The 14,004-nt window shown below is 52.1% G+C and carries 17 protein-coding genes; 16 read left to right on the plus strand and 1 reads right to left on the minus strand.

What is annotated here, in order from left to right; translation table 11 throughout:
- Window positions 1-3: 3 nt before the first annotated feature.
- The 15 genes from rpsS to R3196_RS06520 all read left to right on the plus strand — a co-directional run bounded on the left by rpsS (window position 4) and on the right by R3196_RS06520 (window position 12,718).
- The gene (gene rpsS / locus R3196_RS06450; protein ID WP_026860408.1) at window positions 4-282 is read left to right on the plus strand and encodes a 30S ribosomal protein S19; all 279 of its coding nucleotides are present in this window, start codon (window positions 4-6) and stop codon (window positions 280-282) included.
- Between the two features lie 12 nt (window positions 283-294).
- A complete protein-coding gene (gene rplV, locus R3196_RS06455; protein WP_318935931.1) occupies window positions 295-627 on the plus strand; it encodes a 50S ribosomal protein L22 in 333 nt (110 codons plus the stop codon).
- A gap of 10 nt (window positions 628-637) precedes the next feature.
- Window positions 638-1,324, plus strand: coding sequence for a 30S ribosomal protein S3 (gene rpsC, locus R3196_RS06460; protein ID WP_034776707.1), 687 nt, complete (start codon window positions 638-640; stop codon window positions 1,322-1,324).
- Window positions 1,325-1,335: 11 nt separating this feature from the next.
- Window positions 1,336-1,749 (plus strand): 50S ribosomal protein L16, encoded by a 414-nt coding sequence (gene rplP, locus R3196_RS06465; RefSeq protein WP_034776709.1) that lies wholly within the window; start codon window positions 1,336-1,338, stop codon window positions 1,747-1,749.
- Window positions 1,749-1,940 (plus strand): 50S ribosomal protein L29, encoded by a 192-nt coding sequence (rpmC, locus tag R3196_RS06470; protein WP_034776711.1) that lies wholly within the window; start codon window positions 1,749-1,751, stop codon window positions 1,938-1,940. The genes rplP and rpmC overlap by 1 nt, the downstream gene beginning before the upstream one ends.
- Entirely contained in the window at window positions 1,940-2,203 is a 264-nt protein-coding gene (rpsQ, locus tag R3196_RS06475; protein WP_318935934.1) for a 30S ribosomal protein S17, read from the plus strand. The genes rpmC and rpsQ overlap by 1 nt, the downstream gene beginning before the upstream one ends.
- A 131-nt stretch (window positions 2,204-2,334) precedes the next feature.
- Window positions 2,335-4,305: a choline BCCT transporter BetT gene (gene betT, locus R3196_RS06480; RefSeq protein WP_318935935.1), complete on the plus strand. Its 1,971-nt coding sequence runs from the start codon at window positions 2,335-2,337 to the stop codon at window positions 4,303-4,305.
- An 11-nt stretch (window positions 4,306-4,316) separates the two neighbouring features.
- Complete coding sequence (locus tag R3196_RS06485; RefSeq protein ID WP_318935936.1) at window positions 4,317-5,708, plus strand: porin; 1,392 nt, start codon at window positions 4,317-4,319, stop codon at window positions 5,706-5,708.
- A gap of 74 nt (window positions 5,709-5,782) precedes the next feature.
- Complete coding sequence (locus R3196_RS06490) at window positions 5,783-7,804, plus strand: NADPH-dependent 2,4-dienoyl-CoA reductase (RefSeq protein ID WP_318935937.1); 2,022 nt, start codon at window positions 5,783-5,785, stop codon at window positions 7,802-7,804.
- Between the two features lie 6 nt (window positions 7,805-7,810).
- Window positions 7,811-8,635, plus strand: a complete 825-nt coding sequence (locus R3196_RS06495) for a PHP domain-containing protein (RefSeq protein ID WP_318935938.1) — start codon at window positions 7,811-7,813, stop codon at window positions 8,633-8,635.
- 29 nt (window positions 8,636-8,664) lie between these two features.
- Window positions 8,665-9,291 carry an L-threonylcarbamoyladenylate synthase gene (locus tag R3196_RS06500; RefSeq protein WP_318935939.1) on the plus strand — a complete coding sequence of 209 codons (627 nt, stop codon included), beginning with the start codon at window positions 8,665-8,667 and terminating at the stop codon, window positions 9,289-9,291.
- A gap of 6 nt (window positions 9,292-9,297) precedes the next feature.
- Window positions 9,298-10,134: a ScpA family protein gene (locus R3196_RS06505; RefSeq protein WP_318935940.1), complete on the plus strand. Its 837-nt coding sequence runs from the start codon at window positions 9,298-9,300 to the stop codon at window positions 10,132-10,134.
- Window positions 10,115-10,696 carry an SMC-Scp complex subunit ScpB gene (gene scpB / locus R3196_RS06510; protein WP_318935941.1) on the plus strand — a complete coding sequence of 194 codons (582 nt, stop codon included), beginning with the start codon at window positions 10,115-10,117 and terminating at the stop codon, window positions 10,694-10,696. The genes R3196_RS06505 and scpB overlap by 20 nt, the downstream gene beginning before the upstream one ends.
- Before the next feature lie 10 nt (window positions 10,697-10,706).
- A complete protein-coding gene (gene rluB / locus R3196_RS06515; protein ID WP_318935942.1) occupies window positions 10,707-11,696 on the plus strand; it encodes a 23S rRNA pseudouridine(2605) synthase RluB in 990 nt (329 codons plus the stop codon).
- Complete coding sequence (locus R3196_RS06520; protein ID WP_318935943.1) at window positions 11,696-12,718, plus strand: agmatine deiminase family protein; 1,023 nt, start codon at window positions 11,696-11,698, stop codon at window positions 12,716-12,718. The genes rluB and R3196_RS06520 overlap by 1 nt, the downstream gene beginning before the upstream one ends.
- On the opposite strand, the gene R3196_RS06525 is transcribed toward R3196_RS06520, so the two are convergent.
- Entirely contained in the window at window positions 12,705-13,391 is a 687-nt protein-coding gene (locus R3196_RS06525; protein ID WP_318935944.1) for an SIMPL domain-containing protein, read from the minus strand. The two genes, R3196_RS06520 and R3196_RS06525, sit on opposite strands and share 14 nt — an antisense overlap.
- 114 nt (window positions 13,392-13,505) lie before the next feature.
- Here R3196_RS06525 and R3196_RS06530 point away from each other — a divergent pair, with 114 nt between their 5' ends.
- Complete coding sequence (locus R3196_RS06530) at window positions 13,506-13,976, plus strand: regulatory protein RecX (protein ID WP_318935945.1); 471 nt, start codon at window positions 13,506-13,508, stop codon at window positions 13,974-13,976.
- Window positions 13,977-14,004 lie beyond the last annotated feature (28 nt).

Genomic DNA, 14,004 nt, shown 5'->3' on the forward strand with positions numbered 1-14,004 from the left:
AACATGCCACGTTCTCTTAAAAAAGGTCCATTTATCGACCTTCACCTATTGAATAAGGTGGAGAAAGCGTTGGAAGCCGGGGACAAAAAGCCAATTAAAACCTGGTCCCGTCGTTCAATGATTATCCCTGATATGATCGGCTTAACTATCGCTGTTCATAACGGTCGCCAGCACGTGCCAGTTTTCGTTTCTGACGAAATGATTGGTCACAAGTTAGGCGAATTTGCACCAACCCGCACTTATCGTGGCCACGCCGCTGATAAGAAAGCGAAGAAACGGTAAGGGAGAGACAAGATGGAAGCTATTGCTATTCACAAGTTTGCCCGCCTTTCTCCGCAAAAAGGCCGGTTGGTTGCTGACCAGATTCGCGGTTTACCAGTAGCGAAAGCTCTGGATATTCTGAAGTACAGCCCGAAGGACGCAGCTGGTCTGCTGAAAAAGGTGCTTGAAACAGCTATCGCGAATGCTGAACACAACGAAGGTGCCGACATTGACGAGCTTAAAGTCGCTAAAATCATGGTAGACGAAGGTCCAACTATGAAGCGTATTAAGCCTCGTGCAAAAGGTCGTGCTGATCGTATCTTGAAGCGTACCAGCCACATTACTGTGGTTGTATCAGATAGCTAGGAGATAAGTTATGGGTCAGAAAGTACATCCTAATGGTATTCGCCTAGGTATCACCAAACCATGGAATGCAACCTGGTTCGCGAATACAAAAGATTTTGCTGATAACCTGCACAGCGATCATCTGGTTCGCAAGATGCTGAAGAAAGAGCTGAGCAATGCATCAGTTTCCCGAATCGTCATCGAGCGTCCGGCGAAAAGCATCCGGGTTACCATTCACACTGCACGCCCAGGCGTGGTGATTGGTAAGAAAGGTGAAGATGTTGAGAAACTGCGTCAGGCAATTTCTAAACTGACTGGCGTACCAGCTCAGATCAACATCTCAGAAGTGCGTAAGCCTGAACTGGACGCACAGCTGGTTGCTGAAAACATCGCTGGTCAGCTGGAACGCCGTGTTATGTTCCGTCGCGCTATGAAGCGTGCGGTACAGAACGCCATGCGTCTTGGCGCCCAGGGTATCAAAGTAGAAGTCAGCGGTCGTTTAGGCGGCGCCGAAATTGCACGTACCGAATGGTACCGTGAAGGACGCGTTCCTCTGCACACTTTGCGTGCGGATATCGACTATGCAACAGCAGAAGCAGGCACTACGTACGGTATCATCGGTGTGAAGGTCTGGGTTTTCCGTGGTGAAGTTCTCGGCGGCATGCCTGTCGAAGAGAAGCCTGCGGCTCCAGCAAAACGCCCTAAAGGCCGTAAGTAAGGAGAGACTAAATGTTACAACCAAAGCGTACAAAATTCCGTAAGGTACATAAAGGCCGTAATCGTGGCCTCGCGCAAGCAGGTAACAAAGTCAGCTTCGGTACTTTCGGTCTGAAAGCAATTGACCGTGGTCGTATGACTGCTCGTCAAATCGAAGCGGCTCGTCGTGCTATGACGCGTCACGTAAAACGTCAGGGTAAAATTTGGATCCGCGTATTCCCTGACAAGCCGATTACTCAGAAGCCTCTTGAAGTGCGGATGGGTAAAGGTAAAGGTAACGTGGAATACTGGGTAGCTCAGATTCAGCCAGGTCGTGTCCTGTATGAAATCGACGGTGTATCAGAAGAGCTGGCGCGTGAAGCCTTCACTCTTGCTGCACGTAAGCTGCCATTCAAAACCATCTTTGTATCCCGGACGGTGATGTAATGAAAGCTAACGAACTGAAAGATAAAACCGTTGAGCAGCTGCAAGAAGAGTTGTTGGGTTTGCGTCGTGAGCAGTTTAACTATCGCATGCAAGCGGCAACTGGTCAGCTGAATCAAACTCACATGTTGAAGCAAGTGCGTCGTAATATCGCACGTGTGAAAACAATTCTGAATGACAAGGCGGGTGCGTAATGAGTCAAGAGAAGCGTATACGTACTCTGCAAGGTCGTGTGACCAGTGACAAGATGGATAAGTCTATCACTGTAGCGGTTGAGCGTCGGGTCAAGCACCCTGTGTACGGTAAATACATTACCCGTACTACTAAACTGCACGCACATGACGAAGAAAATCAGTGCAAAATGGGCGATACCGTGATTGTTCGCGAAACGCGTCCATTGTCTAAGACGAAGTCTTGGGCCCTGGTTGAAATTGTAGAGCGCGCAGAAGTAATTTAATTAATTACTGACTGACAGACAAACGGCTCCCGTTAAGGGGGCCGTTTTTTTTTGTATTTTTTATCTGTAAATTCGCGAAATGCTGAGGATTTTCTATACTTCGTTGAAATACTAATAACGAAGAGGACAGCATGGAGCAAAAACAAAATCAAGCTCGACTGAATCCCGCAGTATTTTACCCGGCGGCAGGACTAATCGTACTCATCCTGCTTTTTGCCGCCATCTTGCCTGATATCGCTGACAGCTGGTTCCAGGGTTTACAGGGCGCAATTATTACCAATGCCAGCTGGTTCTATGTGCTGGCAGTGGCACTGATTTTGTTGGTGGTGGTGTATCTGGGTTTCTCACGATTCGGGAGTATTAAACTCGGACCCGACCATTCGATTCCTGATTACTCCAAGCTGACCTGGTTCTCGATGCTGTTCTCGGCTGGTATGGGTATCGGCCTGATGTTCTTCGGTGTCGCCGAGCCGGTCATGCACTACTTAGACCCACCGGTAGCTGAAACCGGCACCGTTGAGGCAGCGCGGGCGGCGATGAACCTGACCTTCTTCCACTGGGGTCTGCATGCCTGGGCTATTTATGCCATCGTGGCTTTAATTCTCGCCTTTTTCGCCTATCGGCATGGCTTACCCTTAACGATGCGCTCTGCGTTATTCCCGATCATTGGTAACCGAATCTATGGTCCGATTGGCCACGCCGTCGATATTTTTGCTGTCATAGGAACGGTGTTTGGCGTCGCGACCTCTCTCGGTTACGGTGTTACTCAGATTAATGCAGGTATTAATTATCTGTTTGACGTACCCATTACCACGACGGTTCAGGTGATGCTGATTGTCGGCGTAACCCTGTTAGCCATCATCTCTGTTACCACCGGCCTGGATAAAGGCATCCGCCGGCTATCGGAGCTGAATATGGGGCTGGCAGTATTACTGCTGTTGTTCGTGCTATTACTGGGGCCAACGGTGTTTCTGCTGCAAGCCTTTGTGCAGAATACCGGGGCTTATATTTCGAGCATTGTGGGTAATACCTTTAATCTGTTCGCCTATGAAAAAACCGACTGGATTGGTGGCTGGACAGTTTTCTACTGGGGTTGGTGGTTAAGCTGGGCGCCTTTCGTTGGCTTATTCATCGCCCGGGTATCACGCGGTCGCACTATTGGCGAGTTCGTTGCCGGTGTATTACTTATTCCGGCTGGCTTTACCATGATGTGGATGACATTCTTTGGTAATACCGCTATTGATCTGATTATGAACCAGGGCGCGGACCGGCTCGCTGAACTGGTGCAAAGTGATGTATCGGTGGCCTTGTTTGCTTTCCTTGAAGCCTTCCCCTTTAGTTCAGTGCTGTCGATGATTGCTACGCTGATGGTGGTGGTATTCTTTGTTACCTCATCGGATTCAGGCTCCATGGTCGTCGATATGCTGTGCTCTGACGGCCGCGACGATACGCCCGCCTGGCAACGCATATTCTGGGCTGGTGGCGAAGGAGCAGTGGCTATCATACTCCTTCTGGCCGGCGGCTTGGGCGCACTGCAAACCATGACGATTGCCGCAGCATTGCCGTTCACTATTGTACTGCTAATTGCCACGTACGGGTTGATCAAGGCACTGCGCATTGATGTGCACAAGCGCGATACGCTGCAAAACAGCGCCTTGCTGACTAGCGGTAGTAGTGTTAAGAACTGGCGTGAGCGGCTGAACAATATTGTCGATTTCCCCACCCGTGAAGTCGGCCAGCGATTCCTCGATAAAGTGGTTTTTCCCGCTTATAAAGAGGTTGCCGCAGAGATGCGGGAGAAAGGCCTGACGGTGGAGTTAACCGGCGCAAATGAAGGCCAGGTTATCTATCGCGTCATCCATGGCGATGAGATTGATTTCATCTACAGCGTGCAACTGGCAGGTCACATTCGCCCCGCATTCTTAGAGGGTGAAAAGCATGTCGAGAATGTTGCTGAGGAAGAAAAATATTATCGCGCTGAGGTGCACTTGCGCGAAGGCGGCCAGGATTATGACATCCTGGGCTGGTCACGCGAAGCCGTTATCGGCGACATAATTGACCATTATCACAAGCACATGCATTTTCTGCATATTCTGCGGTAATCGGAGGTGACATGAAGATTCATTCTTTAGCTCTTTGCGTGGCGGCTACTTTAAGTACGTCCGCCATCGCGCAGCAATCGTCGACTGAGCCAGTCTCGGCAGAAGAGGTTCGGGCGCTGCTCAACCAGGTTGAAGCCTTGCAACAGCGGGTCGCTGAACTTGAGGCCCGTGCGCAGGCCTCGGAAGAACGTGACGAGGCAGAGCAACAGGTGGCGGTCGCTGAAGACGGCGCCGAAGAACCTCCTGAGGAAGTGACAACCCTATCGAGACGGGAAATTAACAGTGCCGCACTGGCCGCGCGGGTTGATAAACTGGAACAGGATATAAAAACCGCAGAAAACGCGCCGATAAATATTGGCGGTGCGGTGCGTACCCAGTATGTCTGGCAGGATTATAACGAAGGCAATAAAGATCGTGGCGGTGACTTCGATTTCGATTTGCTGCGGATTGATTATACGGGTTCAATCGGCGACGTTATTTTGTCAGCACAATACCGCTGGTTTGAGTATATGGAAGCGGTGCAACATGCCTGGGTCGGTTATGATTTTAACGATCAATGGCAGGGACAGGTCGGCATCACCACGGTGCCCTTCGGTAACATGCCTTATAACTCGAATAACTATTTCTTTAGTTCCAATTTCTATATCGGTTTAGAAGATGATCATGATACGGGTCTTAAGTTGCTCTATCGCACCGATGACTGGGACTTTGATATTGGCTTCTTCAAAAATGATGAACAGGGCGGTGTCGACGGCGCGGTGCGCAGCCGTACCAATCGTTATGCCTATGATCCTCTTGGGGTTCGTCTTGCTGGTGAGGGTATTTATGACGACCCATCGCTGGCAGTAGCCGAGTCTAATAGCTGGGCGTTTCGTGGCGCGCGTAAGTTTAATCTGGGCGAAGCTCAAAATGCCGAAGTCGGGGTTTCGGGTCAGTGGGGCAGTATGCATGATGGTCAGAATGATGTTGGCGATCGCATGGCCTGGGCCGCGCATGGCGTATATAACATTGATCGCTGGACCTTTATGGGTCAGGTAGCGCAGTACGACTACGATATGGATATGGCAAACCAGGGAATTGTGGTAGGTGCTTACGCGTACTATGACACTATTCCTTCCGAAGCCACTATGTACACCGCCAACATTGCTTATAGCATGCCGGTTCAAATTGGGCCGATCAGTAACCTGACGTTCTACAATGACTTCAGCCTGATGACCGATAAACGCGGTTACGATGAAGACACCATGATGAATGTACTGGGGATGGCGGTTACGGCTGGCGGTTTATACACGTACTTTGATCTGGTGACCGCACGTAATCAGCCATTTATCGGCGGCTCGATGGTGGGTGAATCAGAACAAACCAATACCCGCTTTAACATCAATATTGGTTATTACTTCTGATAGGGCTACTTGTCGGTTGTGCATGAAACAAGTACAGTGATCTCATTCAAACACCTGTTTAAGTTGAGGTCACTGTGACAAGCCCCTATACCTGCTTACTGGAACCTTTGGATCTTGGTTTTACGCGACTTAAAAACCGCGTACTGATGGGATCTATGCATACCGGCCTGGAAGAAGAACGGCACGGCTTTGAAAAGCTCGCAGCTTTTTATGAGGAGCGTGCGAAAGGTGGTGTAGGTTTAATTGTTACTGGTGGTATCAGCCCGAACTTTCGGGGGCGTCTGAGCCCTTTTGGCAGTGAGCTCAGCCGCTTCTGGCATGTGAACAAGCACCGGCAGGTCACCGAAGCCGTGCATCGGCATGACGGTAAAATTTGTCTGCAGATTCTGCATGCCGGTCGTTACGGTTATCATCCGTTCTCTCTCGCCCCCAGCAAAATAAAATCACCGATCACGCCGTTTACACCCAGCGCGATGAGTGAGCGGCAGATTAAAAAAACGATTAAGCACTTTGCCCGGGCCGCCCGTCTGGCGAAAAAAGCCGGATATGACGGCGTTGAGGTAATGGGCTCAGAAGGCTATCTGATCAACCAGTTCGTCTGCCCCCGTACCAATAAGCGGACCGATCGCTGGGGTGGTTCGTTTGAAAATCGCGTCCGGCTGCCACTGGAAATTATTAAAGCTATTCGCGCCGAAGTTGGCGATGATTTTATTCTGATTTACCGGCTATCGATGCTGGATCTGGTTCCTGAAGGTAACCAGTACGACGAGGTTATCGCTTTAGGTAAGGCGGCAGAGGCCGCTGGGGTTACTATTATTAATAGCGGCATTGGCTGGCATGAAGCGCGGGTACCCACCATAGTGACCTCGGTGCCCAGAGCGGCGTTTAGTTGGATCACCGCACGGGTTCGAAAAGAACTGTCGATACCTGTGGTGGCGGTAAATCGCATTAACACGCCGGAAGTTGCCGAGAAAATTCTTGCTGACGGCGAGGCGGATATGGTTTCTATGGCCCGGCCGCTGCTGGCTGATCCTGATTTTGTCAATAAGTCGGCAAATAATCAGGCCGATCGTATTAATACCTGCATCGCCTGTAACCAGGCCTGTCTGGATCATGTTTTTGAAAATAAACGGGCAAGTTGCCTGGTTAATCCGCGCGCCTGTTACGAAACTGAATTGGTAGTTAGCCCTGTGACTGAGCCCCGTAAACTGGCGGTGGTGGGGGCGGGACCTGCAGGCCTGGCATTTTCCTGTATCGCTGCCGAACGCGGTCATGAAGTGCATCTGTTTGAGGGCAGCAGTGAAATCGGCGGACAGTTTAATTACGCCAAACAGATACCGGGTAAGGAAGAGTTTTACGAAACCATTCGCTATTTTAATAAACGGTTGCAGGACACCGGCGTGCATTTACATCTGAACAGCCGGCAAAGTGCCGCCAGTTTGCAGGAAGCAGGCTTTAATGAAGTGGTACTGGCAACTGGTGTGTTACCACGTCAGGTTGAGCTACCTGGCATCGATTCGGATAAGGTGCTTGGCTATATTGATGTGCTGCGGGATCACAAAAAAGTCGGTAACAAAGTCGCTCTTATTGGCGCCGGCGGTATTGGCTTTGATGTTGCAGAATACCTGACCACTGAGATGTCTCCAACCCTGGTACCTGAAGACTGGCACGAAATCTGGGGAGTGGATAAAGACTATGAGCATCGCGGCGCGCTGAAGCCGCAAGCGCCTGAGCGCTCCGCTCGTGAAGTCTATTTATTGCAGCGTAAAGCCAGTAAAGTCGGTGCCGGCCTGGGTAAAACCTCTGGCTGGGTACATCGCGCTACCTTGAAGAAAAAAGGCGTCAACATGATCCCGGCTGTGACCTATCAGCGCATCACAGAGCAGGGTCTTGAAGTGCTCGTCGATGATAAAGAACTGCTGCTTGAAGTGGATACTATAGTAACCTGTGCCGGACAAGTGCCGCAGCGGGAACTGGTCGAAGAGCTGGAACAAGCGGGGGTTACTGTTCATTTGATTGGTGGTGCTTTTGTGGCCGCTGAGCTGGACGCCAAGCGCGCTATCCGCCAAGGCGTTGAATTAGCAACGAGGATATAATTAAGGGTGTCTGAAGTTTACGATTTGCATTGTCACAGCAACTTTTCCGACGGCGCGCTAAGCCCATCGGATCTGGTTTTACGTGCCGCAGAAAAAGGCGTGACCCATCTGGCTATTACCGACCATGACACCATTGCCGGTTTGCCAGAGGCACGTGCTGCAATTAGCAGACATCAACTCCCACTGCGTCTGATAAACGGCGTCGAGCTAACCTGTCGCTGGCAACAGCATGAGATTCACGTAGTGGGTCTGAACATGGACACCGCTCATCCAGCTATCACTGCGTTACTGGCCGAGCAGCAGCAACGTCGCCGTGATCGCTATGCCGAGATGGTCACCAGGCTACAGCGGGCTGGGATTGAGGTTAAGCCACCACTGGCACAGGAACTGACCATGCCAACCCGTAAGCATCTTGCTGATGCATTGGTTGAGCAAGGCTGGGTATCATCGTTTGAAACGGCTTTCCGGCGTTACCTTGGCAAAGGCCAGCAAGCTTATGTGGCGGCCGAGTGGTGCGATCTGGATACAGCCACTAAGGTCGTCCAGCAGGCAGGAGGGGTAGCTGTGCTCGCTCATCCGCATGCCTATCAGTTTAGCAATAAATGGCTGCGCCGGCTGTTACAGGAAGGCAAAGAGCTTGGCCTGAATGGTGTGGAAGTTGCTATCGGCCAGCAACCCCCGGGACACCGCGAAGCGCTGGCTACTTTTGCTTGTGAGATCGGCCTGAAGGCCTCGGCGGGCTCGGATTTTCACGCCCCCAAGCCATGGCGGGAACTGGGCAAAAACCTTTGTCTGCCTGCCGCCTGTGTGCCAATATGGAGTGACTGGTAGCTAATTAAGAAGAGGGCAGAACAGAACCTATGAGTCAGTATTTCAAAATCCACCCTGATAATCCGCAAACTCGTTTAGTTCAGCAGGCCGCGCAGATCATTCTGAACGGCGGCGTGGCGGTTTACCCGACCGACTCAGGTTATGCCATTGGCTGCCGGATTGGCGAGAAAAACGCGATGGAGCGTATCTGCCGCATCCGGGAAATAGATAAAGACCATCATTTTACGCTGATGTGCCGTGACCTGTCGGAGCTGTCCGACTATGCGCGGGTAGATAATCAGGCGTTTCGCCTACTGAAAAATAATACTCCAGGTCGTTACACTTTCATCCTTAAAGGAACTAAAGAAGTCCCTAAACGCCTGTTGAATAGCAAACGTAAAACCATCGGCATCCGTGTTTCAGATGATCCTATTATAGTCGCTTTACTGGCGGCACTTGGTGAACCTCTGATGTCGACCAGTCTGGTGCTGGGAGATCATGATTTTGCCGAATCGGATCCGGATGATATTCGGGAGCAACTGGAGCGCCAGGTGGATGTTATTATTGACGGGGGGCACCGCGGTGAAGCACCAACCACAGTGGTTGATATGGCTGATGACGAAGTGAAGATCACCAGGGAAGGCTCCGGTGATGTGTCACCCTTTAGCAATGGCTGAGCGATTATGAGCGCGAGTGGATCTGGTTCCAGTCCGCAGCAGCAGTCGTTGCCATTAGGGTTTGTGCGTGGCGAGCCGTTGCTTGATAAACCCGAAGATTTGTATATTCCGCCTGATGCACTGGAGCTTATTCTCGATAGCTTTTCCGGGCCTATGGATCTGCTGTTGTACCTCATTCGCCGGCAGAAGCTAGAGATCGTTGACTTACCTATACTGCCGATAACCCGACAGTATATGGAATATGTCGACATGATGAAAAACCTTAAGCTTGAACTGGCTGCGGATTACCTGGTCATGGCGGCCATGCTGGCGGAGATTAAAAGCCGCATGCTGCTGCCCCGGCCACCGGCTGAGGAAGAGGAAGAAATGGACCCCCGCGCCGAGTTGGTGCGCCGGCTGCAGGAATATGAAGCCATTCGTGAGGGCGCTCAGTATCTTGACGAACTGCCGCAGACAGGCCGGGATAACTTTGTCGCCCGCACCGCGACCGATGCGCGCCAGTATGTGGAGCAGCCGCTGCCCGATATCACGCTGTCCGAACTGGCACTGGCATTTAGTCAGGCGCTGGCGCAAGCCGAACTGCAGCACCACCATCAGGTTCATCGTGAAAAGCTATCAACCCGGGCCCGTATGAGCCGCATTATGGATATGTTGCAGCAGCACCAGCGTTTACGGTTTGCCGATTTATTTGATGTCAGTGAAGGAAAGCCGGGCGTAGTCGTGAGTTTTCTTGCGATCCTTGAACTGGTGAAAGAAGCTTTAATAGAGATTGTGCAGGTGGATTCCTTCAGTGAGATCCACGTTACCAACCGGGACCCTGTTTATGCAGAACCAACAGCTTAAACAAATTGTCGAGGCAATGCTGTTTGTGGCCGAGCAACCGCTCAGCGACACTCAGTTACTTGAACACCTGCAAGACCAGCAGGTCAGCCGGCGTCAGTTGGGTGCGATTCTTGATGAAATCGCGGCAGACTATCAGGAACGCGGGGTGCAATTACAGAAAGTTGCCAGTGGTTACAGATTTCAGACGCGGCCGGAATTGGGTGGTATAATAAGCAGGCTGTGGCAGGAAAAGCCGCCCCGTTATTCGCAAGCATTATTAGAAACGCTCGCTCTGATTGCCTACCGGCAACCTATCACCCGTGGTGATATCGAAGAAATTCGCGGGGTCAGCGTGAGCTCTCAGATGATGAAGACCTTGCAGGAGCGTAATTGGGTGAAAGTGGTCGGACACCGTGAAGTACCGGGCCGACCCCAGTTATATGCCACCACAGCCGAGTTTCTGGACTATTTTAGTTTACAGGATTTATCCGAGTTACCTGCTATTCCTGCGCCTGCTGAAAAGGCTAAGGATACAGGGCAAACCGCTCAGACAACCGCTGAGACAGCGACAGCTACAGAGTAAAAGTGCCCCCATGAGTGAAAAATTACAGAAAGTATTGGCCCGTTCCGGACATGGTTCACGGCGTGAGCTGGAAGCAAAAATTGCCGCTGGCCGGATCAGTGTAAATGGCCAGGTTGCGACCCTGGGTGAGCGGATCGAAGCCGATGCCACCGTCCGCATTGATGGTCATGAAGTATCTATTAAACCAGTTGAAGATGTGGTTTGTCGGGTGCTGATGTACCACAAACCTGAAGGTGAGCTGTGTACCCGCCGCGATCCGGAAGGACGCCCGACGGTTTATGATCGTCTGCCACGTATGCAAGGAGCGCGCTGGGTTGCTGTTGGCCGCCTTGATGTGAACACCTCCGGTTTGCTGCTATTCACGACCGACGGTGAGCTGGCTAACCGCCTGATGCATCCGGGCCACCAGATTGAACGTGAGTATGCAGTCCGTGTATTTGGTGACGTCACCGATGAAATGCTGCGTAAATTAAAGAAAGGTGTGCAGCTGGAAGACGGTCCAGCAGCCTTTAAGGAAATTAAGCGCGGTGGCGGCGAAGGCATTAATCAGTGGTTTCATGTGGTCCTGACGGAAGGTCGTAATCGCGAAGTCCGGCGTTTGTGGGAATCTCAGGGCGTACAGGTCAGTCGTCTGATGCGGGTTCGTTATGGTTCAATTCCGCTCGAGCAGGGCCTGCCACAAAGCGGCTGGGGCGAGTTACCCCTTGATAAGGTCAATTATTTACGTGATTTAGTCGGATTACCGCCGGAAGATCGTAGTTTTATTGACCCTCTGCGTGCAGAATCCCGGCAAAAGCGTTATTCACGGGCACGGCGCAATCAGGCGCAGCGGATGCAACCAGCTCCGGTGGCACGATCTGAAGCCGCGCCGTCGAAAAAGCCGGCAGCGACTAGTCGTAAGCCGGCTGGAAAACCGGCCGGTAAGCCGCCCCGCAAACCGACAAATAAACCAGGCTCGCGGGCCGGAACAGGTCGTACTAACCGCAAATCGCGCGGCTGATGCTACTTGCTGACTGGCAGCTGAAAGGCCCTCTTTTGGCACTCTGGCCCACTCGTGCTGATGTCTGGCGTGAGCAGGGTCGGCCGGCTCAGCAGCAGTTAATTGAACTGCTACTCGCAGTGCAATCCTTCCATCCGGTGCTGCTTGGCGCCACTCCGCGTGACCTCGTTCGGGTCAGGGCTAATGTTCCTGCTGAAATTCCGTTATTGCCGATCAACTATAACGATGCCTGGCCGCGTGATATTGGTCCGCTTTGGTGTCAGCCCCCTTCCTCAGGGTTGGTGGCGCAGGGGTTCGGCTTTACGGCATGGGGCGGGCTCTACCAGGAACATCAGCACGACCGGCAGTTTGCCCGGGGGCTGGCTCGTCAACTGGCCGTGCGCTATCAGGCTGATGCATTGGTGTTAGAGGGCGGTGCCATTACACACGACGGGCAGGGCACCGTTATTGTTCACGCCCGTAGTGTGGCGCGGAATAATCCACAGCTGCGCAGAGCGCAGTTGGAATACAAGTTAAAACAGCTGCTGGATGTGAAGCAAGTGCACTGGCTGGAATGGGCTCATCCGGCCGATGAAACTGGTGGTCATGTTGACAATCAGATGCTCTTTGCCGATGAGCGCAGTTTGGTCTGTGCCTGTCCGCCGCCGGAATCGCCCTTTTATCGGCATTATCAGAGCACAATTGACGCAGTGCGGCAGTTACGTGGGGGCGACGGGCGGCCCTATCGTATCATTGAACTACCACAACCCGGGCCGCTGGCGTTGCCGCCGGAATATTTTGTTACCGTGCGACGGCACGTCGGGGTACGTCGCCGCGGAGAACTGCCGGTGCTGCCGAGTTATGTAAATTTTATCCGCTTACCACAGGCGATTCTGGTACCACAGTTTGGTCTGGCTAGCGATAAGCAAGCACTGACAACCATGCGAAGCGCGTTTCCTGAGTTGCAGGTTAGTGGCATTGCCGCCAGTGAGTTCATCATGGCTGGCGGTGGGCCGCACTGTATGACGCTTAATTTACCGTGAACACAACCTCTACCTGAGCTCTCACATCCTGCTGACCGGGTAAGGAGACTTTATCGCTTTGCATCCGCATTGCGCTCATTTCCATACCCGCCGCCGGCGCGCCGGTTTGTTCACGAATATGCTGTATACCGGTTAGCGTCAGTTTACCTTCGACCGCCAGGGCTGTTGCCTTACTACGGGCATCGGCCAGAGCAGCGTTTAGCGCCTGCTGATAAAGCTCACGGGCATTACTGATTTCATAAACCGGTGAACCCACATTAGTAACACCTTGTTGCAGGGCGAAGTTGAGAATGGCGTCGTAAAGTTGCGGGTTACGTAAGGTGAGGTTGATCTGCCGTTGCACATTGTATTCAGTCAGCTGGCGTTCGCCATCGTCGTAGCGGTATTCAGGATGAACCTGCACCTCGTACGAACTGATATCCTTCGCATCGACGCCTTGCTCAGTTAAATAGTCCAGCAGACGGGAGGTGGTCAGGTCGACCTGAGTTTTCAGTTCAGGCACAGTGGCGCCGCGTTCAACCACTCGCAAATCAAGTTTCATCATGTCAGGAACCGCACTGATATCGCTGCTGCCACTTACTGTAATGGTATGTTCCGGGGCGCTCGTTACCGGTATACAGCCGGCCAGGGTGAGCAGAGCAAGTGTGATAAATAATCCGGATAGCGCGCGCATAAGATAGTCCTTGGTTTTTTGTGGTTAATGTTTTTGCTTATCGCAGGTGGTTTCTCTTAGAGTATAGAATATGCGGTTAATTCAGCGGTTGTCGAAAAGAAGTCAGGAGCATCTATGAGTGACAGTGATGAACAGGTTCAGGCGAACGAGGTGTTACTGCGATTACTCGGCCGCCGGGAGCACAGTGTGCGTGAACTTGAACAAAAGCTCAGTCAGCGCGGCTTCACTGCCAGTATTATCCGGGTGGTCATAAACGAAGCGATTGCGCGCGGCTGGCAGAGTGATGAACGCTACGCCGAACTATGGACGCGCCACTGCCTGCAACGGGGCGATGGCATCAATAAAATAAAAGCCAGCGCTAATATTAAAGGTATCAGCGCTGAACTGCTGGAACAGGCACTGGCCGCTGAAGAGCCGGATTGGGCTGGACTATGCTTTGTGCGGCTTTGTAAAAAGTTTGGTCCGGAGCCCCCCGCAACCCCAAAAGATCGCGATCGGCGCATTCGTCATCTGCTGCAACGCGGCTTTACTTATTCGGATATAAAACAGGCGCTGGAACGTCAATCTGATCCCCTTGCAGACTAGTCGGCAAGGTGCTTTCATGGTACGCTTT

It is taken from the genome of Pseudidiomarina sp., from assembly GCF_033722695.1.
Classification (GTDB): Bacteria; Pseudomonadota; Gammaproteobacteria; order Enterobacterales; family Alteromonadaceae; genus Pseudidiomarina.